The organism is Amycolatopsis sp. WAC 04169 (genome assembly GCF_003947535.1).
Classification (GTDB): Bacteria; Actinomycetota; Actinomycetes; order Mycobacteriales; family Pseudonocardiaceae; genus Amycolatopsis; species Amycolatopsis keratiniphila.
On sequence record NZ_QHJI01000009.1, the window covers coordinates 25,070 to 48,496 of the forward strand.

At 69.8% G+C, this 23,427-nt stretch carries 22 protein-coding genes; 11 read left to right on the forward strand and 11 right to left on the reverse strand.

The genetic code is table 11. The features are described 5' to 3' along the window. Positions 1-47: 47 nt before the first annotated feature. From DMC61_RS25310 to DMC61_RS25320, 3 genes are all read right to left on the reverse strand, one after another. The gene (locus DMC61_RS25310) at positions 48-791 is read right to left on the reverse strand and encodes a DUF2637 domain-containing protein (protein ID WP_125691821.1); all 744 of its coding nucleotides are present in this window, start codon (positions 789-791) and stop codon (positions 48-50) included. A gap of 232 nt (positions 792-1,023) precedes the next feature. Continuing rightward, entirely contained in the window at positions 1,024-2,370 is a 1,347-nt protein-coding gene (locus DMC61_RS25315) for an AAA family ATPase (protein ID WP_233594943.1), read from the reverse strand. Positions 2,371-2,472: 102 nt separating this feature from the next. Continuing rightward, positions 2,473-3,213: an IclR family transcriptional regulator gene (locus DMC61_RS25320; protein ID WP_125691825.1), complete on the reverse strand. Its 741-nt coding sequence runs from the start codon at positions 3,211-3,213 to the stop codon at positions 2,473-2,475. Positions 3,214-3,261: 48 nt separating this feature from the next. Between DMC61_RS25320 and DMC61_RS25325 the strand changes: the two genes are divergently transcribed. The 7 genes from DMC61_RS25325 to DMC61_RS25355 are packed head-to-tail and all read left to right on the forward strand — an operon-like array spanning position 3,262 to position 9,900. After that, the gene (locus tag DMC61_RS25325; protein ID WP_125691827.1) at positions 3,262-4,326 is read left to right on the forward strand and encodes a cupin domain-containing protein; all 1,065 of its coding nucleotides are present in this window, start codon (positions 3,262-3,264) and stop codon (positions 4,324-4,326) included. Beyond that, positions 4,323-5,153: a fumarylacetoacetate hydrolase family protein gene (locus DMC61_RS25330; protein ID WP_125691829.1), complete on the forward strand. Its 831-nt coding sequence runs from the start codon at positions 4,323-4,325 to the stop codon at positions 5,151-5,153. The genes DMC61_RS25325 and DMC61_RS25330 overlap by 4 nt, the downstream gene beginning before the upstream one ends. After that, positions 5,150-5,737: a maleylpyruvate isomerase N-terminal domain-containing protein gene (locus DMC61_RS25335; RefSeq protein WP_233594944.1), complete on the forward strand. Its 588-nt coding sequence runs from the start codon at positions 5,150-5,152 to the stop codon at positions 5,735-5,737. Before DMC61_RS25330 ends, DMC61_RS25335 begins: the two co-directional genes overlap by 4 nt. A 30-nt stretch (positions 5,738-5,767) precedes the next feature. After that, a complete protein-coding gene (locus tag DMC61_RS25340; RefSeq protein WP_125691831.1) occupies positions 5,768-7,045 on the forward strand; it encodes an MFS transporter in 1,278 nt (425 codons plus the stop codon). A 30-nt stretch (positions 7,046-7,075) separates the two neighbouring features. Further along, positions 7,076-8,545, forward strand: coding sequence for an aldehyde dehydrogenase family protein (locus tag DMC61_RS25345; protein WP_125691833.1), 1,470 nt, complete (start codon positions 7,076-7,078; stop codon positions 8,543-8,545). A gap of 15 nt (positions 8,546-8,560) precedes the next feature. Beyond that, complete coding sequence (locus DMC61_RS25350; RefSeq protein ID WP_370456431.1) at positions 8,561-8,908, forward strand: PadR family transcriptional regulator; 348 nt, start codon at positions 8,561-8,563, stop codon at positions 8,906-8,908. After that, positions 8,905-9,900, forward strand: coding sequence for a hypothetical protein (locus DMC61_RS25355; RefSeq protein ID WP_125691835.1), 996 nt, complete (start codon positions 8,905-8,907; stop codon positions 9,898-9,900). The genes DMC61_RS25350 and DMC61_RS25355 overlap by 4 nt, the downstream gene beginning before the upstream one ends. On the opposite strand, the gene DMC61_RS25360 is transcribed toward DMC61_RS25355, so the two are convergent. Beyond that, positions 9,788-11,230: an MFS transporter gene (locus DMC61_RS25360; protein WP_233594945.1), complete on the reverse strand. Its 1,443-nt coding sequence runs from the start codon at positions 11,228-11,230 to the stop codon at positions 9,788-9,790. The genes DMC61_RS25355 and DMC61_RS25360 overlap by 113 nt on opposite strands. Between DMC61_RS25360 and DMC61_RS25365 the strand changes: the two genes are divergently transcribed. Together DMC61_RS25365 and DMC61_RS25370 are read left to right on the forward strand one after the other, a co-directional pair. Beyond that, positions 11,229-11,579 carry a metalloregulator ArsR/SmtB family transcription factor gene (locus tag DMC61_RS25365; RefSeq protein ID WP_016336511.1) on the forward strand — a complete coding sequence of 117 codons (351 nt, stop codon included), beginning with the start codon at positions 11,229-11,231 and terminating at the stop codon, positions 11,577-11,579. The two genes, DMC61_RS25360 and DMC61_RS25365, sit on opposite strands and share 2 nt — an antisense overlap. 93 nt (positions 11,580-11,672) lie before the next feature. Beyond that, positions 11,673-12,707 (forward strand): helix-turn-helix domain-containing protein, encoded by a 1,035-nt coding sequence (locus DMC61_RS25370; protein ID WP_125691837.1) that lies wholly within the window; start codon positions 11,673-11,675, stop codon positions 12,705-12,707. Here the strand turns inward: DMC61_RS25370 and DMC61_RS25375 are convergent. The 5 genes from DMC61_RS25375 to DMC61_RS25395 all read right to left on the reverse strand — a co-directional run bounded on the left by DMC61_RS25375 (position 12,670) and on the right by DMC61_RS25395 (position 19,286). Then, positions 12,670-16,674 carry a S8 family peptidase gene (locus tag DMC61_RS25375; RefSeq protein WP_125691839.1) on the reverse strand — a complete coding sequence of 1,335 codons (4,005 nt, stop codon included), beginning with the start codon at positions 16,672-16,674 and terminating at the stop codon, positions 12,670-12,672. The genes DMC61_RS25370 and DMC61_RS25375 overlap by 38 nt on opposite strands. Before the next feature lie 249 nt (positions 16,675-16,923). Next, positions 16,924-17,553: a lamin tail domain-containing protein gene (locus DMC61_RS25380; RefSeq protein WP_043848321.1), complete on the reverse strand. Its 630-nt coding sequence runs from the start codon at positions 17,551-17,553 to the stop codon at positions 16,924-16,926. A gap of 132 nt (positions 17,554-17,685) precedes the next feature. After that, the gene (locus DMC61_RS25385) at positions 17,686-17,970 is read right to left on the reverse strand and encodes a helix-turn-helix transcriptional regulator (protein ID WP_125691840.1); all 285 of its coding nucleotides are present in this window, start codon (positions 17,968-17,970) and stop codon (positions 17,686-17,688) included. A 32-nt stretch (positions 17,971-18,002) separates the two neighbouring features. Then, a complete protein-coding gene (locus DMC61_RS25390; protein ID WP_125691842.1) occupies positions 18,003-18,503 on the reverse strand; it encodes a lamin tail domain-containing protein in 501 nt (166 codons plus the stop codon). A gap of 87 nt (positions 18,504-18,590) precedes the next feature. Further along, entirely contained in the window at positions 18,591-19,286 is a 696-nt protein-coding gene (locus tag DMC61_RS25395; RefSeq protein WP_125691845.1) for a response regulator transcription factor, read from the reverse strand. Positions 19,287-19,798: 512 nt separating this feature from the next. Between DMC61_RS25395 and DMC61_RS25400 the strand changes: the two genes are divergently transcribed. After that, positions 19,799-20,215, forward strand: a complete 417-nt coding sequence (locus DMC61_RS25400) for a GNAT family N-acetyltransferase (protein WP_125691846.1) — start codon at positions 19,799-19,801, stop codon at positions 20,213-20,215. Between the two features lie 53 nt (positions 20,216-20,268). On the opposite strand, the gene DMC61_RS25405 is transcribed toward DMC61_RS25400, so the two are convergent. Next, positions 20,269-20,793 (reverse strand): cysteine dioxygenase family protein, encoded by a 525-nt coding sequence (locus tag DMC61_RS25405; RefSeq protein WP_016336502.1) that lies wholly within the window; start codon positions 20,791-20,793, stop codon positions 20,269-20,271. 95 nt (positions 20,794-20,888) lie between these two features. Between DMC61_RS25405 and DMC61_RS25410 the strand changes: the two genes are divergently transcribed. Next, positions 20,889-21,755: a LysR family transcriptional regulator gene (locus tag DMC61_RS25410; RefSeq protein WP_016336501.1), complete on the forward strand. Its 867-nt coding sequence runs from the start codon at positions 20,889-20,891 to the stop codon at positions 21,753-21,755. 311 nt (positions 21,756-22,066) lie between these two features. On the opposite strand, the gene DMC61_RS25415 is transcribed toward DMC61_RS25410, so the two are convergent. Next, a complete protein-coding gene (locus DMC61_RS25415) occupies positions 22,067-23,350 on the reverse strand; it encodes an amidase family protein (RefSeq protein WP_233594946.1) in 1,284 nt (427 codons plus the stop codon). Between the last annotated feature and the right edge of the window lie 77 nt (positions 23,351-23,427).

Here is a 23,427-nt window from a genome sequence, read left to right on the forward strand (position 1 = left end):
CAGTGGTCTTCTAGCGGCGCTGACTGGTATGTAGGAGCTGCGGACTTTTAATCCGTAGGTCGAGCATCGAGCTGTCTGTCGAAAAGAGTCTTCATGCCGGACGGATAGCTTCGTGTTGGGGCAGGCTCGCCCTTGTCGCCCGGAGCCGGCAAGCAGAGGGTGCCTTCCGTCCGCCATTTTCGGAGGATGCGGCGACCATAGTTGTGGGTACCGGCGACACGGTCGAGGTCGGCGCCGGACGGTGTTCGTCCGAGCTGCTGTTCAGCTATGTAGAAGTTCCACATCCGTTGCTCGGCGGTTGGTTCGGGTGTGGAAGAAGGTCCGGGTGAAGCCTCCGGTAGGTGACCTGCAAGCGGGGGAGCGAGCTCCTGCTCGGGTGAGGTGTCGGTGGATGTCTCGGCCATGTTGGTGCGGTGGCGTTTGAGGGCGCGGTTGAGGAGTTCGACGGCCAGCAGCAGGGCAAGGGGTGGGCAGGCGGTGACGGCGACTCCGAACGCGCTGGTCACGGGTGCGGAGGCGATGTTCGCGCAGAGGGACAGTGAGATACCGAAGATGAACGCGGACCAGGCCGGCCATCGGCTGGTGCTGTCTCGGCTGGGTTTCCAGAGTTCGACGGTTGCGGTGGTGAGGAGGCCGTCGACGATGAGGGGCCAGATGGAGGCGGTCATCGTGTCCGCGCCGAACCGGAGCGCGAACTGGCGTCCGTGGATGTAGGAGGCGTAGGCCGCGCCGAGGGCGACCAAGGCGGTGCAGCCGCATTGAATCCAGAGGGAGAGGCGGACGCTGTTCATGACGCGTCTCCACCGCGGTCTCGGCGGAGCCGGTTGATCCTCAGTGTGGCGGAAAGCCGCAGCTCAGTGGGCTGCGTGGGCGCGTGGTTGCTGCTCGTACCTCGTCGGGGGTACAACGCGAAAAGCGCCGATCGAAATGATCGGCGCTTTTCGCCTTTTCAGGAGCTGAGCGTCGGCAACCTTTCGCTGCTGTCGTCCACAGTGGCCGGATCGCCGCGGATTCCGAAGTGGACTAGATGCGGGCGAGTCCGCGGTAGGGCCGCACGACCGCTTCGACGAACGCCGTGACCTGCTCGTCGATGTGCGCCTTCCCGTCGGAGTCGTTCTCGACGAGGAACAACCGGCCGGCGATGTTCTTCTGTGCCTTCAGAAGCGCGAAATCGTCCCTGCTGTAGAGGGTGTCCGCGGCGTTGCTGGGCAGCCGATGGTCGTCGGACACCTCGAGGCTGATCGACTGTCCCGCCACCGAGATCTTCGGTGGCTCGCCCCGCCTGGCCAGCCGGGCGGCGCGTTCGGTGTCGGAGGCGCGGACGTGGATGATCTGCGACGCCGCCAGTACCTCGTCGCCGAACACCTGGAGCGCGCCGATCGTGTCGGCCCTGGCGAACTCGACGATCGTGATCGGGTTGCTCCGGCGGTTTTCCCAGACCCGGTGGCCGAGCGTGTGCAGGGCCGGCCGGAGATCGTCCTCGTGCTCCACCTGGAACGCGCCGCCCTCCTGGGCGCTGAAACCCGCGCCGCGACCGTCGCCGAGGAGCATCAGGGCGTGGAGGAATTCTTCGAACGCGTAGACGTAGTCGTTGAGCTCGTCGACCCGCATCCGCCACCGCCGGAGCTCCTCGGCGAGCGCCCGCCGGACCAGTGACTTGCCTGCCCCCGGCAGTCCGGTGACGAAGACGACCGGCGCCCGGTGACGGAACGCCAGGTGCCGCAGGACCGCGTCTTGCGCTTCGGCCGAGAGCTGGTATGCCGCGCGCTGTTCTCGGATCCGGTCCGCGAGGCCCGCGTTGCTCCCGGCGAGGAGTTCCCCGGCCAGGAACGATTCGATGGGTTCGGATTCGCTCCACGTCTTGTCGAAGTGGCTGCGGAACACCTTGGCGGCGGAGATCTCGTCCAGCCGTTCGGGCCGGTCCTTCCCGCCGTTGCGCCGGTTGAGCACCGTGTGGTGCTCCGAGCCGGAGAACAGGTGGTACGACAGGTGATCCGCGGTCAGCGCGCGGGACACGCGGACCTCGATACCCGCGCCGAGCAGCTCCGCTCCGGCGGTGAGGGAAGTGGGCTCGGTCCGGGTGATCACCCGGACCCCGCGGCGGTCGTTGAGCTGCGACCACGATTCCTGGATCTCGGCGACCACCGGGGAGCCGTCCGCCGGAAGCAGATTCGGGACCAGGGCGTCGAGCCGGTCGACGTTGTCGTTCTTGGAGATGACGAGCATCTCCGCCAGGTAGTTCCGCCGGGTCATCCGCTGGGAGAGCCCGGTCGGCAGGCGGGTGCGACGCCACAGGAACCTGACGGTCGCCACGATGAGCGCGACGGCCACGCCGCTGGTCACGGGCACGAGGAGCTGGCTCCAGTTCATCGTGGTCACCTGTCCGGCGCTGTTGTCGGGATGCCTAAGCCAAAGTTTAGGCGAGCCGAACTTTCTTTTCAAGCATGGCGCACTCCGGGCCGTGCGGCGGGTTCACGAATCGGCCGCGAGTTCCTCCTCGACCCGGGCCGCCGCGGTCTTGAGCAGCGCGACCCATTCCTGGACCGGGTCGGCGCGGAAGCGCGTGGTCGGCATGGCCAGCGCCATGGCGCCGCACGACGGCCCGCCCGGGCTTCGCACGGCGACTCCGATCGCCGTGAGGCCCTTCTCGGTGCGCTGGTCGTTGATCGCGAAGCCCTTGGCGCGTACTCGCGACAACTCGCGGTGGAGCCGGCGGCCGTCGACGTCCTCGTCACGGTAGAGCTCGGTGAGCTCCTCGGCGGTCTTCTCGGCCAGGATGGCCCGGCCACCGGCGGTGTGGTGCAGCGGCATGACGAAACCCGTGCGATCGGCGACGCGCAGGGTCCGGGTGCATTCCACGGTGGAGATGAAGCGGGCGTCGGTCCCGACGGGCACGAGCAGGGTGACCGTCTCGTCGACGAGCTCCATGAGCCGGCGCATGCGGGGCCGCGCGACCCGCCACAGCCGCTGGGCGCCGGGGTCGGGTGCCTCGACGGGTCTGAGCATCGGGCCGGGCCGGTAGAGCCGGTCGGCGTCCTGCGTCGCGAACTCGCGATAGACCAGCGACGTCAGCAGCCGGTGTGCCGTCGAGGGGGCGATCGAGATCCGCTGGGCGATGTCCACCAGCCGCAGCGGTCCCTCCTGTTGAAGCAGGATGGCGACCTGCAACGCGTGATCGACCGAGTTCAACAGCGACGTCGGAGGATTCCGCATAGAGGAAAAGTATAGCTACCCCCATCGTCCTCGGAGATCGTTCCGGTCATGTCCTCCGCACTGGAATCGACCCCCGAGCTGGACCGGCTCTACTCCCGTTTCGAAGAGGAATCCCTTGTGCCACTGTGGTGCGAGATCGGCGACCTCATGCCGGCCACCCCCAGATCGGCGGCGCTGCCGCATCGATGGTCCTGGGACTCGCTCTCCGCGATGGCCGCCCAAGCGGGTGTCCTGGTGCCGGTGGGCCGCGGCGGTGAGCGCCGGGCGCTGGCGCTGGCGAACCCCGGGCTCGGGGGACGTCCGTTCGCCACCCCCACGTTGTGGGCCGCGATCCAGTACCTCAACCCCGGCGAGGACGCGCCGGTGCACCGGCACACGCAGAACGCGTTCCGGTTCGTCGTCGAGGGCGAGGGCGTGTGGACCGTGGTCGACGGCGACCCGGTCGCGATGCGCCGCGGCGATTTCCTGCCGCAGGGCGGCTGGCACTGGCACGGCCACCTCAACACCAGCGATGCCCCCATGGCCTGGATCGACGGCCTGGACATCCCTTTCGCCTACGCCACCGACTCCACGTTCTTCGAGTTCGGGCCAGACCAGGTGGGCGACGTCGGCACCCCGGAGCGGTCGCGTTCGGAGCGGCTCTGGGGGCACCCGGGGCTGCGCCCGCTGACCCATCTGGCCCCTTCGCCCAAGACGCCGCTGCTCGCCTACCGCTGGGAGCACACCGACCGGGCGCTGCGTGAGCAACTGGAGCTGGAGGCGGAGGGCCATCCGGCCACGCCGGAGCCAGGGCACGCGGCGGTGCGGTTCACCAATCCCACGACCGGTGGCGACGTGATGCCGACCCTGCGTACCCAGTTCCACCGGCTCGCCCCGGACACCGCCACCGCGGACCGCCGCGAGGTGGGCTCGGCCGTCTTCCAGGTCTTCGAAGGATCGGCCCGGGTCACGGTCGGCGACTCGGCCTGGCACGTCGACCGCGGTGACCTGTTCGTCGTCCCGTCCTGGCAGCCACTCTCCATCACCACCGAACACGGGGCCGACCTGTTCGAGTTCACCGACGCACCGATCTACGAGCGGCTCGACCTCGCACGGGCAGGGAGCGCACGATGAGACTGGCCACGATCCTGGTCGGCGGCACCGGCCGCGCCGCCCGCCTCGACGGCGATACGTACACGGCATTGGCCGCGGCCGATGTCCGCGAGTTGCTCGAAGATCCTTCGTGGCGGACGAAAGCGCAGGAGCCGGGGAAGCGGTACACCGCCGCGGAGGTGCGGCTCGCGCCGGTGGTCCCGGCGCCGGGCAAGATCGTCTGCGTCGGCCTGAACTACCGGACCCACATCCTCGAGATGGGGCGCGACCTTCCCGAATACCCCACCCTGTTCGCGAAATTCGCCGACACCCTCATCGGCGCCCGCGACGACATCGTCCTCCCGCCGGAATCCGATTCGGTCGACTGGGAGGCGGAGCTGTGCGTGGTCGTGGGCACCACGGTCCGCCGTGCCACGTCCGGGCAGGCGGCCGCCGCGATCGCGGGATTCACGGTGCTCAACGACGTTTCGATGCGCGACTGGCAGTTCCGCACCCGGGAATGGTTGCAGGGAAAGAACTTCGAGGCCAGCACGCCGATCGGGCCGGTGCTGGTCACACCCGACGAGCTGCCGGGCGGCGTCCGGCCGGAGCTGGCCATCACCACCGCGGTCGACGGCGAGGAGGTGCAGCGCGCCGACACCGGCGACCTGGTCTTCGATCCGGTCGCGCTGGTGGAGTACGTCTCGACGATGATCACGCTGCGCCCCGGCGACGTCATCGCCACCGGCACGCCGGGCGGCGTCGGTCACGCCAGGAAGCCGGCGCGCTACCTGACCGCGGGAAGCAAGGTCGTCACCACGATCGAGCACATCGGCTCGCTGGAGAACACGATGAGGTCCGAGTCGTGACGGCGTCCTCCGCCACGTATCTGGAGTGGATGAGGGCGGGAACCGGGCGGCTCCTCGGGATCGTCGACAGGCTGGCGGAACCGCGGTTCGCCGAGCCGTCGCCGCTGCCGGGGTGGGCCGTCGGCCATCTCGTCGCCCACCTCCACTACAACGCGTGTGCCTTGGGGCGGTTGGCTTCGTGGGCCGCCACCGGCGTCGAGAGCCCGATGTACGACGGCGCGGGGCAGCGTGAGCGGGAGATCTCCACCGGGGCGGCCCTGCCGCCCGCGGAGCTGAAGGATCTGGTGCGCGAGTCGGCGGCCGAGCTCGACGGCCTCTTGTCCGCACTGACCGGCGAGCAGTGGGAGCGCCAGGTCGTCACCGCCCAGGGCCGCACGGTCTCAGCCGAGGAGATCCCGTGGCTCCGGGTCCGCGAGGTCGTGGTCCACGGGGTGGATCTGGGCGGCACCTGGGAGTGGCCGGAGGAGCTGCTGAGGGCGCTGGTCTTCGAGATCGTCGAGCAGCGTCTCGCCCGGGGCCAGGCCGCCGCGCTCGCGGGCGTTCTCACGGGCCGATCGCGCGAGTCCCTCCCGCCTTGGCTCTAGGCCTTTCCGACCCCGAAACGAGGAACCGGCATGCAGGATCAGACCGTCGCCCCGGCCGGTCGCGCGGCGATGCGCGTGACGTTGCTGTGCTGGATCATCGTGGTGATCGAAGGCTATGACATCGTCGCCTTCGGCACCGTCGTCCCCGTGCTGCTGGGGAATCCGGGAAACGGGTTCACTCCGGAGAACATCGGCTGGATCGGCTCGGCCGTCTTCGTCGGCGCGATGGCCGGGGCGCTGTCCTCGGGTGCGCTCTCCGATCGTTACGGCCGCCGTCCCGTGGCCATCGCGGCGGTCGCGGTCTTCACCTTGTTCACCGTTCTGTGCGGAGCGGTCGACAGTGTCTGGCCGCTGGCGCTGTTCCGGCTGCTCGCCGGACTGGGCATCGGGGCGATCATGCCCGCGGCGTCCGCGCTCACCCTGGAGTACGCGATCCCGCGGTATCGCACCCTGACCTACACGCTGATGCTGTCCGGCGTGCCGGTCGGTGGCGTACTCGCCGCGGTGACGGCGTTGCCGGTCATCCCGGCCTGGGGGTGGGAGGCGATGTTCCTGCTCGCCGGCGCGCCCGGCGTGCTCTGCCTGGTCATCACCGCCAGGTACCTTCCCGAGTCGCCCCGGTTCCTCGACAGCGTCGGGCGCCACGACCACGCGTCGGCCGTCCGCGCCCGGTTCGGGCTGGACGCGCCGGCGGTCGAGGTGGTCACGCTGGAGAAGGCCGAGGGGATCTTCGGCCGCTCCTACCGGGGCGCGTCGATCGTGTTCGCCACCGCGACCTTCTGCGGGCTCTTCGCCTGGTACGGGCTCGCCACCTGGCTGCCCGGCCTGATGTCCAAGGCGGGCTACGCGCTCGACTCGTCCCTGGTCTTCCTTCTCGTCCTCAACCTCGGTGCGGTGGCGGGCTCGCTGGTCCTCGCCGCCGCGACCGACCGGTGGAGCAACCGGCCCGTCGTCGTCCTCACCTACCTCGGCATGGCCGCCGCTTTGCTGGTGCTCTCGATCAAGCTGCCGTCCGCCCCGCTGCTGGTCTGCATCGCCGTGGCAGGCGTCGGCGGGCACGGCGGTCAGATCCTGATCAACGCCTTCGTCAGCGCGTCGTACCCGACCGGCCGCCGTGCCCGGGCCCTCGGCTGGTCCCTCGGCGCCGGGCGCACCGGCACGATCGTCGGACCGATCGTCATCGGGTGGCTGGTCAGCGGCCGTGACCCGCTGACGGGATTCGCTGTCTTCGCTGGACTCGCCGTGACCGCCGCGATTCTGCTGGCGCTGTGTCCCCGGACGCCCGCTCTCCGTTCCCTCGGCGATTGACCTTTTCCTTTCACAGAACGGTTTTCGAGTATGACGACAGCACTCCCGCACGCGCGGCACTTCATCGACGGCGGCTGGCAGGACTCCACGAGCACCGGTACGTCCACCGGGCCCGCCACCGGTGAGGCCCTGGGCACGTTCGCCGACGGCGGTCGCGCGGAGGCCCAGGCTGCGGTCGAGGCCGCCCAGGTCGCCTTCGAGCGCGCCTCCTGGTCCCGCGACCGCCACGCGCGATCGACCGCGCTGCTGCGGCTGGCCGATCGCCTGGAGGCACGCCGCGACGACCTCGTTTCATTGCTGGCCAAGGAGAACGGCAAGACTCTCGGCGAGGCGGCGTTCGAGGTCGACATGTGCGCCCCCAAGCTCCGCTACGCCGCCGCCCTGGCGCTGGTCGACAGCGGCCGGTCGGCCGAGGTGCGGCCCGGCTACTTCAGCAGCACCTTGCCCGAGCCGATCGGTGTCGCGGGCGTCATCGTGCCGTGGAACTCCCCGGTGGTGCTGGCCGTGCGGTCGTTCGCGCCGGCCCTCGCCGCCGGCTGCACCGTGGCGATGAAGATGCCCGGGCGGACGGCACTGGTCAACGGTGTCCTCGCGGAGGTCGTCGCCGAGACCCCGGAGTTGCCTCCTGGCGTCCTCAACCTCTTCACCGAATCCGGCGACGACGGCGCGCGGGAGCTGGTTTCCTCTCCCGGCACCGCGGCGATCAGCTACACCGGGAGCACCGCCGTGGGCCGCGTAATCATGGCCGAGGGGGCACGGACCCTGAAACGGCTTTCGCTCGAACTCGGCGGCAAGACGCCGATGATCGTGTTCGACGACGCCGACCTCGACGCCGCCGTCCCGGTGCTGACCGCGGCGATCACGACGTTCGCCGGTCAGTTCTGCATGACCGGCAGCAGGATCCTTGCCCACGAAGCGATCGCGGGCGAGCTGCGCGAGCGTCTCGTCCAGGCGCTGTCGGCCGTCCGGCTGGGCCCGGGCGACGACCCGGACAGCCGGATGGGGCCCATGATCGACCGGGAATCCGTGGACCGGGTCGACCGGATCGTCCAGGAGGCCGCCCGCACGGCCACGGTGCTGGTGCGCGGGGGCCCGATCGAGGACGGCCCGCTCGCGGGTGGCGCCTACTACCGGCCCAGCCTGCTGGAGCCCCGAAGCCCGGACGACGACATCGTGCGGCGTGAGGTGTTCGGTCCGGTCGCCACCTTCGAAGTCTTCCGCACCGAGGACGAGGCCGTGAGGTTGGCGAACGGCACCGAATTCGGTCTCGCCGCGTCGGTGTGGACCACGAACGTCGACCGGCCGCTGCGGCTCGCGCGGGAACTGAAGGCGGGCACGGTGTGGACCAACGCCTGGGCGGTGGTCCACGACGAGTTCGAGGAGGGCGGTTTCGGGCAGAGCGGGATCGGCCGGCTCAACGGTCCCCGCAGCCTCGAGGCGTTCCAGGAGATCAAGCATCTGGTCCGCGTCGCTCCGGCGGTGGCACAATATATCGGCTGACGATATATTGTGCTCATGGTTGGTCGAACGATGACGGAGCAGGCGTTCTTCGTCCTCACCGCGCTTGTGGACACGCCGCGTCATGGGTACGGGATCGTCGGCGAGGTGGGGGATCTTTCGGACGGGCGGGTGAAGCTGAAGGTGGGCACGCTGTACGGCGTGCTGGATCGCCTGGTCGCGGACGGTCTGGTCGAGCCGGACCGGGAGGAGGTCGCCAACGGGCGGCTCCGCCGGTACTACCGGCTGACCGAGAACGGCCGCACGGCGCTCACCGCCGAGGTCCGGCGGCAGACCGCGAACGCCCGCGCCGCCTCGGAACGGCTGCGCGCGTGGCGGCCTGCGGACACCGGAGGCCTGGCGTGAACCGCCTGGAGGAGCGGTACCGGCGGGTGCTGCGGCTGCTGCCCGCCTCTTATCGGCGGGCGTGGGAGGAGGACATGGTCGCCACCTTCCTGTACAGCGAGATGCCGGAGGACGCCGAGGACGCGGAGTTCGCCGCCGACCACGGACGGCCGAGTTGGCCGGAGGTGGCGAGCGTCGTGGCGCTGGCGGTGCGGCTGCGGCTGGGAGGTGACGGCGCGCCGCTCCGCTACCTCGTCTGGGGTGAGACGGTCCGGCGGCTGGCGCTGGTGGGGTTGCTCGTGCAGGCGGTGGCGGCGGTGGCGGGCATCGGGGCGCGGCTGTGGTTCCCCTCGGTGCCGAATCCCGTCACGGCCGACGTGCAGGCCCTGCTCGGCTTGGTCTGGGTGGCGGCTTATCTGTGCCTGGTGACCGGCCGGTGGCGCGCGGCGCGGTGGCTCGCGGTGTCGGCGCTGGCTCAAGCCGTGGTCTTCTTCGGCATAGATCTCGTGGCCGTCGAGGGTGCGTACGGGCTGTCCGGGACCGTCGGGCTCCTGCTGGAGGCGCTGCCGGTGGTGGCACTGGTCGCGTTCCATCGGCAGGCCCCACCGGTGAAAGCGCGGCCGTGGCTCGTCGCGCTGCTTGCCGGCGTCGGCCTCCTGACGGTCGCGACGCTGGTCACCTACGTCAGCGTTCCGGTGCTCGTGGACTGGCCGGGCGTGGTCTGTGTGGCGGTCTTCGCCGCGGCGGTCGTGTATTTGAGCTTGCCTCGCCTGGGCTGGCGGAGTGCCGCGGTGTCGTGGTCGACGACGCTCGCTTTGCTCGCGCTGGTCGCCCTCGTGCAGCGCGTCGTGACGCTGCTGGACTACCTCCGGCTCGCGGCTCGCACCACGGAACTGGACCTCATGACCGCGATCGCCGCCGGGCAGACCGTGGCGGTTCTGGCGGTAGCGGTACCGCTCGCGGTGCTCGCCGCCAAGGCCGTGCACGCGTTGCCGCCGGTCGCCGCCCGGTGATGTGCGCGAAAGGCTGACTTGGCCGGTGAGTGACCAGGGTGAAGGCTTCCTTCACCGCATTAGACGCGGTGAAGGGAGCCCTCGCGTCGTCTCGTGGCCACGCGCGGACGGCCGTGGCGAAGCCGATGACGCCGAGCACCCCGAGGACCAGCCAGGTGACGGTGAATCCGGCGTCGGTGGCGAGCCGTCCGGCGATCGGGTAGGCGATCAGCCAGCAGGCGTGGGAAAGCGAGAACCGGGCGGCGAAGATCGCGGGCCGGTCGGCCGGACGGCTGGATCTGCGCAGCACCCGGCCCACGGGGGTGAGGACGAGCCCGGCGCCGAGTCCGATCACGGCCCACACGGCCGGCGCGGCGGCTCCTCGCCAGCCGCCGGAGTCCACTGTGGACAGCGCAATGGCGCCGGCCAGTCCGGTGAGCAGGGTGCCGCCGCCGGTGAGCATGACGGTGCGGTCGGGGATCCCGTCGAGTACACGGGGGAGCAGGAGCGCGGCCAGGATGGTCCCGGCGCCGTTGGCCGCCAGCAGCAGGGCGACGTCGGCCTGTGATCCGCCGAGGGTGTCCTGGACGTAGTTCACGGTGTTGACCATGACCACGGAGCCGGCCGCCGCGACCACCAGGTCGAGGCCGAGTGTGCCTCGCAGGCGCGGGGTCGCGGTGTACAGCTTGATCCCGGCAACGGTGCGCTCCCAGGCCCCGCCGCGCTCGCCGCGCGCCGCGTCCGGGATCCGGGTGCTCAGCACCAGCGCGGCGGAGATCGCGAAACCGATCGAAGTGCCGGTGAACAGCCAGTGGAAGGACACGAGACTCAGCACGGCGGCGGCCAGGAGCGGGCTGAGGAGGCTCTCCATCGTCGAGGCCAGCTGGGACAGCGAAAGCGCCTTCGTGTAGTCGCGTTCGTCGGGAAGAAGGTCGGGGAGCACGGCCTGGAACGCCGGGGTGAACGCGGCCGACGCGGACTGGAGCACCACGATCAGGACGTAGACGTGCCAGACCTGGTCGACGAACGGCAGCGCGAGCACCACCAGTGCGCGGATCACGTCCAGGGTGACGAGGAAGAAACGGCGCGGCACCCGGTCGGCGTAGGCGACGGCGAGCGGCGCCACCGTGACGTAAGTGATCATCTTGACGGCCAGCGCGGTGCCCAGGACGGCGCCCGCGCGGGACCCCGCCAAGTCGTAGGCCAGCAGCCCGAGCGCTACGGTCGCCAGTCCAGTGCCGAACAGCGCGACCAGCTGCGCCCCGAACAGATGCCGATAGTTACGATGACCGAACAGCGACACGCTCCCCGGCTCCTCTCGTTCGGCGTCCCTTCCATGATAGGTGCTCATGTACGCACATGACGAATCCGGCGACCAGTGGTCCCACCTGCCGCCGGACGACCAGGTCGAAGCCGCGTCCACCGCCCTGCGGATGCTGGCGGATCCCACCCGGATGCGGATGCTGTGGCTGATCAGCGGCGAGGAGTACGACGTCGCGTCACTGGCGGCCGCGGTGGACATCGCGCGTCCGGCGGTGTCCCAGCACCTGGCCAAACTCAAGCTGGCCGGTCTGGTCACCCAGCGCAGGGACGGCCGCCGGATCCTCTACCGGGCCCGCGGCGGGCACGTCCGGCGCCTGCTGGCGGAGGTCATGAACGCGGCCGATCACCATCTCCACGGGATCCCCGACCACGACTGACCACAGTGGACGGTCAGGGCATGGTCCCTTTTACCCGCCGGATTCCGGCGGTATGGTCGGACGAAGGCGACCGCGGCTGCGGCGGGAGACGATTTGCTGGACATCATCGGGCTGAGTGAAACCGACGTCGAGGTCTACGATGCTTTCGCCGGCACCGGTTCGCTGACCGTCGCCGAAATCCGGCAACGCACCGGGATGTCCCGGCAACGGCTGCTCCGGGTGCTGCCCGTGCTGACCGAAAAAGGTTTGCTCGTCAGGCTTCCCGGCCCGGCGGAGGCGTATTCGGCGGTGCGGCCGGAGATCGCGCTGGACGCGATGCTCCGGCTGAAGGAGCAGGAACTCGCGAGTGCGCGGCTGGTCGCCGACCGGTTGCGCGAACGGTACCGGGCGACGTCCGGCGAACGCCCGGTCGATCTCATCGAGGTGATCCACGGCGACGCGCTCATCGCCGACCGGGCCGATCGGTTGCTGCGCTCGGCCGAGCGGGAGGTCGCCTTCGTCGACAAACCGCCCTACGCGCAGACGCCGAGTGTGCTCCATCCCGCCGAACGTGATCTTCTCGGCCGCGGGGTGCGCTTTCGCGGGGTGTACGAGCGCAGTGCACTGGAAATGCACGACCTGTCATCCGACCTCGAGGCGGGCCTCGCGCTCGGCGAGGAGGCCCGGGTGGTCACCATCGCCCCGCTCAAGATGATCGTGGTCGACCGGCGCGTCGGATTGGTGCCGCTGCGTTCCGATCTCCCCGAGGTCGGCGCGGCGCTGGTGATCCGACCGTGCGCCCTGCTCGACGCGCTCAGCGCGGTCTTCGACTTCCTTTGGCAGACAGGGCTTCCTCTGCGCCTGCCCGGTTCCGCCGAACTGGCGGACGTCGCGCCTTCCGACGACGCCCGCCTGCTCGCCCTGCTGACCACGGGGCTGCCGGACCGGAGCATCGCCAAGCAGCTCGGCATGAGCTACCGGACCTTCCAGCGACGCCTGCGCGATCTCATGACCACCCTCGGGGCGACGACCCGGTTCCAGGCCGGACTTCAGGTCGCCACCCGGGGTTGGGTCACCTTGCCGGCGACCCAACCCACTCAGGACGAGGACGTCAGCGAACGCGAGGATTCGCCTTCGCCACCTCCGTGAGCGCGTAGGCCCGCTGGACCGTCCGCGTCACGGTGTTTCCCGAGCTGTCCCGCGCTTCCGAGCGCAACCAGACGAACCCGTCGGTCGTGTCGAGTCGCGGGTGGGCCACCGTCACCGACCAGAGTCCGTTCCCACCCGGACGGACGGTCGCCGTCGCCCAGGTGCGCCCGCCGTCCGTCGACGACGACACCTGCAGCCGCGTCACCGGTCCGCCGCCCCGTGCGCCGCTGTGCGAGCCGGCGGACACGTCGAAGGTGAACGGCCGTCCGGCCGGTGCGCGGCCGCCGAGATCCAGTGGCAACCGGTGGTCCAGCTGGATGAGCGGCTGGAAGGAACACGACTTTCCCGAGCCGTGACAGGAGAATCCGAGCGGTGCCGCGGCATCGGACCGCGCCGAGGCGAACGTCCACGACGTATCGGTCCTCGGGGCGTGCTGGAACAGCGCGCCACTCGGGATGCCGACCTGCGCCTGGCCGGGCATCACGTCGGTCACGTCCAGCCGGTAGGTGGCCGGGGCCGGTGCGAGCCGGAACTCCGGGATGAGCGCGAGCGGATCGTCCGCATTGGATCGCGGGATCTCGACCCCGTCCCGGTACAACCGGGCCGTGGTCGCCGCGAAGTACCGCGCGTTCTCGTAGGGATTCGAGTAGTGCCCGCCCGAACCGGCGCCAGCCGTGCCGTCCATCCACTGCAGGCCGGGGACGAACAGGTCGGGATCCGTGCCACCGCGGCACATCGAGCACAGCACCGCCCAGCCGGTGGCCGTCGCCGGATAGCGGGCCGGATGGTCGGCGGGCAGTTCCACCGCGCCGCCGTGCAGCGGTGCGCGGAACCAGTACTCGTCCGGCCTCGACCGCTCGCCCGCGCGATAGATGTTCTGGGCGTTCATGCTCAGCGCGGCGCGACGGCCCGCGGTGTCGTTGCCGGACAGGGTGACGACCCGTTTCCAGACCAGCCGATCGTCCGCCGGTCCGGTGTATTCGGTCCACGAGCCGGGAACCGGGATCTTCGTGCCCTGCACCGCCTGCGTCTTCCACAGGCCGGTCGGGAAGGCGTACCAGTTCTTCTGTCCGGTCAGTCCCGGTTTTTCGGCGTGGTAGCCGGTTTTCGTGGCGACCAGGGTCTTCTGGTCGACCCGCCGGACGAGCTCCTTCGGCACCCCGTTGGCGTCGAGGTAGCTGAGGTTGTACATCACGTCCGGAGCGGCGCGCACCAGCAGGCGCACCGAAACGGCACCGGCGGTCCGCAGCTTCTCGCCTTCGTCCCAGCCGAGGGACAAGGTCGGCACCACCGCGCTGCTGAGGCCCGGAACGCTCAGCGAACCCGGCGAACCGGCGTACGGGATCAGCGCCGCCCCACCCGCGGCGGACACCGCGCGTGCCGCGTTCGCGATACCCGCGGAGACCGCGCTCACCGGGTCAGGTGCCCCGGCCGGGACCGGAATCCTCACCAGGACGGCCTTTCCGCGGACGTCGAGACCGGTCAGGTCAACCGCGCCGCCGAACACGACCGGCAGCGTTCGCTCACCGGGTGACTTCGCCGTCAACGTCGGCACGTCGTACGCCGGGTTCAGCACGGCCGAGGCACCGCCGGCGATCCGCATCTCGACCGCGGTCTGGGCCAGTGTCGCGCTGTCCTGCAACGAAATCGCACCCGCCGACGTGGCCGCCGCCGGTGTCACACGCACTTCCCAGCCCGCGCCCGAGGCCAATCCGGCTTCGCCGACGTAGCCGTTCACCCCCGCACCGCCGGGGATCACGCGCCGCAGCATCACCGTGCGGTCACGCAGATCGGTGGGAGTGGGCGTGATCAGCCCGGCGGGGACGGCGCTCGCCGCGTTCAGCGCGATCTCCGCCGGGCCTGTGACGGCGACCTGCGTCGCGCTCATCGCCGACCAGCGGCGCACCGTCAGCCCGCGCTCCATCACCCAGCCGAGCGCCGAATAGCGGCCGGCGGGCACGAGCACCCGGCCGACCCCGTCGACCAGGCCGACCTGCTGGCCGACCTGGTCGAGGAACGGGTCGTTGCGGTTGCCCGCACCGGCCGCGTCGTCGATCAGCTGGGCCGACGCGGACTGGGCGGGCCCGCCCGCCGAATCCCGTACCCGGATCGTCACCGGGAACAGCTCGGCAGCGTTGTAGGTGCTCACGGGTGTCCGCACCGCGTTGGTCCCGTCCGTGGTCGTGGCCACGACGTCGCCGCCGTAGACGCCCGCCGTTCCTTCGTTCGGGTTCACGGCGAGATCGACGGTGGTGCTCGACTTCGGCGGGATCGACAGCTCCGTCTTCGCCAGGCGCATCCCGGTGCCCGGAGCGGCGCCGCCGTCCCACGGCCGCACGGTCAGCTTCAGGTTCAGGTTCAGCGGCCGGTCCCCGGTGTTGGTGTAGGACAACTGCCGGACGACCTGTGCCGAGGCGTTGGTGGTCCGCTCGTTGCGGCCGAAGCTCGCGACGGCTGTGCCGGTCGCCTTCTGCGACACGGCCCGCGCGACGTCGAGGAGTCCGGCGCCCTGCTCGAACCAGCGAAGGCCGACGTCCTTGGCCGTGGTGACGAGCGAGTTCTTCAGTGCCTGCCAGGTCAGCCCTGGTCGTTGCTGCAGCAGGATCGCCGCGGTGCCCGCGACGTGCGGAGTCGCCATGGAAGTGCCCGACGCGGCGGTGTACGAGCCGTCGACCGGTTCGCCCATGGCCGTGTCCGCGGCCCGGGCGGCGACGATCCCCACGCCGGGCGCGGTGATCTCCGGCTTGACCGAGGCGTCCCGCAACCGCGGACCACGGCTGCTGAACCACGCGATCTTGTCGTCCCGGTCGAGCGCCCCGACGGTGAGCGCGGACGTCGCCGCCCCCGGGGTCGTGACGGTCCGGTCGCCCGGCCCGGAATTCCCGGCCGCGACCACGAACAGCGTGCCGGACTTCGCCGAGAGCGAGTCGATCTGCTCGCTCATCGGGTCGGCCCCGTCGCTGACGCCGGCGCCCAGGCTGAGGTTCACGATCTTCGCGCCCTGCGCGACGGCCCAGTCGATCCCGGCCATCACCTGTGCGGTGTCACCCTCGCCGGAGGCGTCGAAAACCTTGGCCACCACCAGCTTCGCGTCCGGTGCCACACCTTTGTACCGGCCGCCCGAGGCCGCGCCGGTACCGGCGACGATCGACGCGACATGGGTGCCGTGGCCGTGGCGGTCGACGACGTCGCCTTCCCCGCTGAAATCCGCGGAGGCGACCGTTTTGCCCGCCAGATCGGGATGGTTCTCGTCGATCCCGGTGTCCACCACCGCGACCGTGGTCCCCTTCCCGGTCCAGCCGCCGCTCCACGCCGACGGCGCGCCGACCCGCGCGGTGCTCCTGTCCAGCGTCACCCGGACCTTCCTGTCCAGCCGGACTTGTGAGATCCCTTGGTTCAACACGGGTTTCCCGCTCGCGTCGAACGCGACGAGGGAACGCCAGAACTCCGCCGTCCCCGCCTTCTTGACCTGTACCCCCACCCCGTTGGCCGTGACGAGCGGGGTGAGCCGCTGGGTTTGCGGAAGCGCCTTCGCCTTCGCGTCCAGAGTCTGAGCGGACAGCCCCGGCCGGTCGCCGTAACGCACGATGACGGGGATCGTGGTGCTCGCCGCGTCGTCGCGCCGGTCTCCGACGAGCGCGGTGACGTTGAACAGCTCCGGGCTCAGCAATCCCTTGCCGACGAACGGAAGCGCGTCCGACGGATACACCATCAGCCCTTCGGCCGTGGTCGTGATCTGGAACGCCGGGCTCGGCCGGTCCGGCCGTACCGCCGGTTCGACCTGTGCGGTGCCGTGCCCGGCGCCGTCTCGTTCGTAGGTCACCACGTCGCCGGTGAGCAACGTGACGCGATGGACGTCCGGCCGCCCGGTGACGGGAGCGGGGCCGGATACGGCGGCGGTCGCGACGGTCGCGATCACCGGTAGAGGGGTCAGGGCGACCAGTGCGGAGGCCGCCAGAATCGCCACCGGGTGCCAGGGGTGTCTCGTCAGGTGAGGGGAACGGGGGAACATCGAGCCTCACTCTCCTCGGATAGTGAGAAGCGGCCGTGGACACGGCCGCCGCGAAGATGGAGTTTCCCGAGGATGAGGCAGGAGTTCGGAGATGAACACAATTCTCGCTGGCGGTATGTCGCCGTTGGCGAGATACCGCCATGGAAGGGCCCGGACCGCCGACGGCGGCCCGGGCCCGGTCGAGACGGGTCGGTCCTGTGGGACTTACAGACCCGGGGTGCGAAGCTGCAGCGAGAAGTCCTGCCGGTTGTTGTCGGTGTCGGTGCTCAGGATGTTGCGGGTGTTCGCCGCGTTGAGCTGATCGGTGACGGCGTTCTCCGGGATGGCTGCCTGGCCTTCACGCGGGGTCACGACCGCGTTGCTGAAGGCCACACCGTCGATCTTCGCGCTCGCCATGTTCTGCAGCGAGAGGCCACCGGCGGTCGGGATGCCCTCGGCGCCGGTCAGCGTGAAGGGGATGACGTAGGTCTGGTCGACGATGGTGCCGGAGAAGTTCTGCCCGACCAGGACCGCGTACTGGCCCGCGTTGCCCTTCGGCTGCAGGATCGTGCCCGCCGGCAGGACGATCGTGTCGGTCACGACGTTCGACGGCGAGTAGATCCGGATCACGTAGCCGCTCACGTCCTGAGGCTGGTTCGAGACGTTGCGCAGCTCGATGAATTCGTCGAGCAGACCGTTCACGCCGCGGGTCGAAACCTCGTTGATGACCACGGTGGACGAGACGAGCGGCGCGGCCTCGGTGCCTTCGCTCTCGCCTGCCGCGTTCGCGACACCACCGGCCATACCCATCGCCAGCATCGCGAATACCGCCGAAGCGCCCAGAATTCGTCGCACGGGAAATTCCTTTCAGCTTGGTTTTCGGGGATTCGTCCGTCGGTCCGGAATTCTTTCCGCCGGTGCCGACAGGACAATCATGCGAGAACCGCGGTGCCGCCGGGAAGGGGCCAATTTTCCGGTACTTTCGCGTCACGCGATAAATGTCCGGCGGCGCCTTCTCGCGACCGCGGCGGCGAGCTCGAGTTCCTGGCTGGACGTGTCCAGCACATCACCGAGCCATTGCCGCCAATAGGGACCGGGAATGCGTTTTCCCCGCTCCCAGCGGGAAATCTCCTCCCTGGTCACGCTGTCGTTGCCGGAGAGGGTGTGCAACCTCGCGACCAGGTCACCTTGCGACCATCCTTTCGCGATTCGCTGTTCGGTGAGCAGTTCGCCCAGCGGGGTCCCGTCCCCGCGTTCGCTGTACGCGGTCACGACCGCACCTTTCTCGTACTGGCGGAGCGCTCTCAGTGGGGTGGCCGCACGCAGCCGAAGTCGGCCTTGTTGTCGTCGGTGTCGCGGCTGGCGGCGTCCCTCGCCTGGGCGAGCCCGGGACAGGAGACGGCGGCCTGGTTCTCGCGGCAGGGCGACGACGGCGCCCATCCGACACTGTCGACCTTGGCCCCGCGCCGGTCCAGCAGCAGCTCGCCGTCCCCGGCGATCGTCTCGACGACCAGCTGCTGGACCGGCCCGCCGAAACCCTGCGCGGTGATGAGGAAATGGCCACCGGCGGGGATCTCGCTCCCGGCGGGCATGGTGGCCAGTTCGACAGGCGCGGCTCCGCCCGTGCACGCCTGAACGGACCAGCCACCGATGTCGAGGGTGGCGGCGCCGGTGTTGTGCAGGTCGATGTACCCCGCCGGGCCGCCGAGCACCTCGTGGATCTTGACCGACGAAGCCCGCACGGTGTCCGGGGCGGGGGTTCCGGCGAGCGCGAGGAGCAGGAACAGGGAACCTGGCTTCGTCATGCAGGCAACGCTAGGAAAACGATCTCGGTGCCACAGGATACGGCGGGTACCGAACCTCATCCGGTCTCGGTACTTCCGGTACATCCCTCACCCGGGCGGGCTAGCCGCGGTGTGCAACTCGCCTTCGCACGAAGTCGTCTCCAGCCGTGGCAACGGGTTGCCGCCCGGCCGGAACCGCAGGGCGCGGAACAGGTCCCGCCTGCTGCCGAAGCCCAGCTTCTGCAGGATCCGGCTGACGTAGTTCTTCACGGTCTGCGTCGCGAGGTGCAGTTCTTCGGCGATCTCGTCGTTCGACCACCGGTAGAGGATCAGCGCGAGGATCTCCTCCTCCCGTCTGGTCATCGCGCTCGCGTAGTGCACGGCTTCGGTGACCGGCGGCGGCGTTCCGCCCGCCTGCACGCACACCCGCTGGCCGGCGAGCGTCGAGCGCACCGCCGACATCACCTGGCCGCCGCTGGCCGACTTGTGCACGAAGCTGTCCGCGCCCGCGTTCAGCGCCATGGCGATGGCCGATGGCGACGAATCACCGGCGAAGACCAGGACGGTCGCATGTTCGAACTGTTCCTTCACGAACCGGCAGATCGCGGTCCCGGCGGGCTCACCCCAGATCGACAGCTCGGTGATGACCATGTCGGGATGGCGTTTTTCGCACTGCCACAACGCTTCCGGCTCGCTCGCGGCTTCGGCCACCGCCCCCACCCCCGCCGAATCCCGCAACAGCCTGCTGAGCGCGTATCTGATGAGGGGTTGATCGTCTACTACGAGTGTGGTGACGCGGTTCATGGTTCCCCTTGGGGTATCGACGGGCGCCCGGTGTGGCCCGGGCCGTGCGGTCGGCCCCGGGCCGGGCGGCGCTCGCATTCGCCGAGAACAGGTTCGCTCGCTCGGGCGATCCGTCGAACCGACCGTCGCGGCGACGTCGGTACTCATTTTTGGCCGAATCCTCTTTCGTCGCGGTCCGGCAGTGATCTTCCCGCTTATCCGCGCGAGTGAGGACCAGCATTCGGGTGACAGCGGCGAAAAGCGGCCACGCGGGGCGCCGGATTTGGGCCGGACGGCGGAACGGGGATACAGATTCCGAACGCGCCGTACACCAGACGTGGAAAGCCGGGCCAAGTTGTCCGATCGTGTGACATACGGGCCTATATCGCCTTCGTGAAGTCGATTTCCCGGGTTCGGTATTCGTCGCGGGTCCATTGTGGAGGCCGGGCTCCGTCGGGGGCCCGGCCTCCGGACGCGCACGCACCGGGTGCGACGCTGTAGGCCGTTGGTGTGAGAGAAAGGGCAAGCCCGTCATGGACGACTCTTACCGCCTGGAGGCAGGCTCCCCGTCGGTCGACGACTACCTACGGCTGCGTCGCGAGGCCGGGCTCAGCGAACCGCCCAGGGAGCAGGCGGAGCGCGGGGTCGGTGGCGCCTGGGCGTCGGTCCGGGTCGTCCACCGGGCCACCGGCGAGATCGTCGGGATGGGCCGGGTGATCAGCGACGGCGGGTGGTACTTCCACATCGTCGACATGGCCGTTCTGCCCGCCCATCAGCGTCGAGGCATCGGGGACGCCGTCCTCGAAGCCCTTCTCGCCGCGATCGACGCCGAGGCTCCCGGCGCGTACGTCAATTTGCTCGGCGATCCGCCCGGATGGCGGCTCTACAAACGGCACGGCTTCGTCGAGACCGCTCCCGGGACCATCGGTATGCGGCGGCAAAACGCCTGACCGGCCGCCGATGGGTATGCCGATAGGCGAAATGGGCCCATCGATTGCGCCTTTCACCGAGCGGTGGCGCGCATTCGGTAATTACGGCGTACGCTCGTTCCCTTGCTGAGGTCGGCGCCGTATACGTGCAAGGTGATGGCGACGGTGTCGCCCGCGTTGTGCACCTGGTGGATGTCGTCGGGCGGGGCGACGCCGCTCACCGAGCCCGCCGGGCGGCGCCGCTGGGCCGTCCGGACCAGCCTGTCGCCGTCGATGTCGAAGATGTTCTCGGTCTCGGTTCCTTGCAGGACAAGGAATGTACACCACACCAGGTGATCGTGGATCTCGGTGAGCTGGCCGGGCCGCCAGACCAGCGCGACGATCGAAAAGGCGGACTCGGCGTGCAGTGTGGTGCGGGTGTACCCCTCGGGGGAACCGGCGCGTTCCGCCGTGGTGAGCAGCCGCGGAGTCGGCCGGAGTTCGGTGAGAACGGTCGCCACGGCTTGTGCGGTGACCAGGGGTTCGGATGGCCTTTCGGTGCATTGGCTCAGACGTTTTATCAGCTCCGGGAGGCCGGGTCTGAGGGTGGTCACGGTCATTTTCGTTCCTCCTTCTCGTCACTTTTCATCGTGGCCCGCTGCCCGATCGTCGTCCAATGACGACGTTCTTTCTTTTTCATAGGTATTCTTTATCCATGCTGAATCTGGTGCAGCTCACCGTGCTGGCGGCTGTCGCCCGGCACGGTTCGATGACCGCGGCGGCGAAGGAACTGCACTACACGCAGCCGGCGGTGAGCCACCATCTCGCGAGGTTGGAGGCGGCCACGGGCGCGAAGCTGGTCCAGCGGATCGGCCGCGGCATCCGGCTCACGCCGGAAGGGGAACTGCTCGCCGCCCGCGCGGCCGAGATCGTCGGCCGGGTCGAAGGCGCCGAGGCCGAGCTGGCGGCGCAGGTGGGCTTGCGCGCCGGGCGGGTCCGGATGGCGGGGTTCCAGTCGATCCTGAGCACCATCGTCCCCGACGCGGCCGCCGCGCTGGCCCGCGCGCATCCCGGGCTCGAATTGGGACTGGTGGACGAACATCCGGGTGAGGCGCTGCGCATGCTGCGGGAGGGACGGATCGACGTCGCCCTGATCTTCCGGTACGCGGACACGCCCCGTGAGGAGCGGGGGCTCCGGCTGGTGCATCTTCTGGAGGACCCGATCTATCTGCTCAGCAGCGAACCGGGGCAGACCATCGCCGACCATCGTGACTCGACCTGGATCGGCGGTTGCACCCGCTGCCAGGACGAACTCGTCACGATCTGCGGGCGGGCCGGGTTCGCCCCGCGGATCTCGCTGGTCAGCGATGACATCGTGGTAATGCAGGCGTTGGTCGCGGCCCGGATGGGCGTCACCACGCTGCCGCGGCTGGCGCTGCGCGCGCACCGGATGCCCGGTGTCCACGCCACCGAACTGGCCGAAGACCCTCGCCAGATCTACGCCGTCACCTACGGAGACCCGCCCGATCCGCCGGCGGCGGCCGCGCTCATCGACGCGCTTCAGGCCAGCATCCGGGCTTAGGGCGGGGCCTTCACGTACTTGGCAAGGTGTGAAGGTCGAGTTTCCTCGGCTGAGCCGAGGGAAGGGGGCCTTCACGCGCGGCCGCTGTGACTGCTGGGGCCGGCGGTGTTGAAGAGCCGCAGGTGGCGACCCTCGGCATGATCACCCATTTCGCCATGAAATGGGACATTCGGTCGCCGAGAAGTGACCACAGTGGACGGTTGGAGCCCGTTCGGCTCCCGTCGACCAGGGCGATCAAGCGCTCGACCTGCGCTTATGTGACTTTGCCGGGGCCCTGACCTTCAGGGTGGGCGAGGAGCCTTCACGGACCTCTACAGAACCCGTTCGACGAAAGCGCCCACAGCCAGCAGTTTCCGGTCTTCGCCGACCAGTCCGTCGAGCGCCAGCCCGGCGGGAAGCCCGTCGCGTGCGCGCCCCATCGGGACGGTCAGGCCCGGGAATCCCGCGATGCTGCCGGGCTGGCAGTTGCGGATGAAGGTGGCGAAGGTCGGCACCTCGCGCCCGCGGTGCGCGAAACTCCCGACGGCCGAGAAGTCCCGTGCCGTCGCCGGGGTGGTGGGGAAGGCCAGTGCGTCGATGCCGCTCTCGTCGAAGATCTTCGCGTAGGCGCGGCGCAAAGCGGATCGGGTGGCGAGGGCCGCCTCGTACACGGCGTGCTCGACGCCCGGCACGACCGCCTCGGTGAAGATCGCCCGGACGTCGGGCGCGGCGATCTCACGAACGAGCCGCTCGAACGAGACCTCGGGTACGTGCTCGGCGAGGTAGGACCGGAGCCCGACGCCTGCTTCGTGGATCACCAGCGGCATACCCTGATCGACGACGAGTTCCGCGAGAGGTGCGTCGTCGAGTGGCACCAGGGCGACGCCTGCCGCGCCCAGGCGGGCGAGTGCGGCCTCCCAGAGTTCTTCGACGTCTTCGGACAGGTCGCCGGTCAGGAAACCGTGCGGCACACCCAGCCGGATCGACGTGCTCTCGGTCAGGGGCGCCGGCTCTTCCGCCGCGAGAACGGCGTCGAGGAGCGCGAGATCGGCGACCGTGCGGGCGATCGGGCCTGCCGTGTCCCGTGTGCTGCTCAGCGGCGTCATACCGTCGGACGGGTAGCGGCCGGTGGTGGGCCGGAAACCGCAAACCCCGTTGAGCGCGGCGGGAACGCGGGCCGAGCCACCGGTGTCGGTGCCCAGACCGGCCGGCACGATGCCCGCCGCGACGGCGACCGCGGTCCCGCCGCTGCTGCCTCCGGCGAACCGGGACGGGTCGTGGGCGTTGCGCACCGGGCCGAGCGGGGTCGTGTCGCAGGTGATGCCGAGGGCGAGTTCGTGCATGGTCGCCTTGCCGACGACGACGGCGCCCGCCTCGGTCAGCCGCCGCACCACACTCGCGTGCTCGCGCGGAACGTGGTGCGCCAGCGCCGGTGTCCCCGCGGTGTTCGGCATTCCCGCGACGTGGATGTTGTCCTTGACCACCAACGGGATCCCGCTCAGCGGGCCCGCCGGCCCGGCCGCGTGATCGTGCGGCGCCAGCGGGCCGATCGCGTTGAGATGCCGCATTTCCGCCGCTCGCGCGCGGCTTTCCGCGACGCTCCAAGGTCTGCTCACGGCCGTCAGCTTACGTGACAAGGACCACACTCATCGATAAAGACAATCATTTTCATTAAGCTGCGGCGCGCCACCTT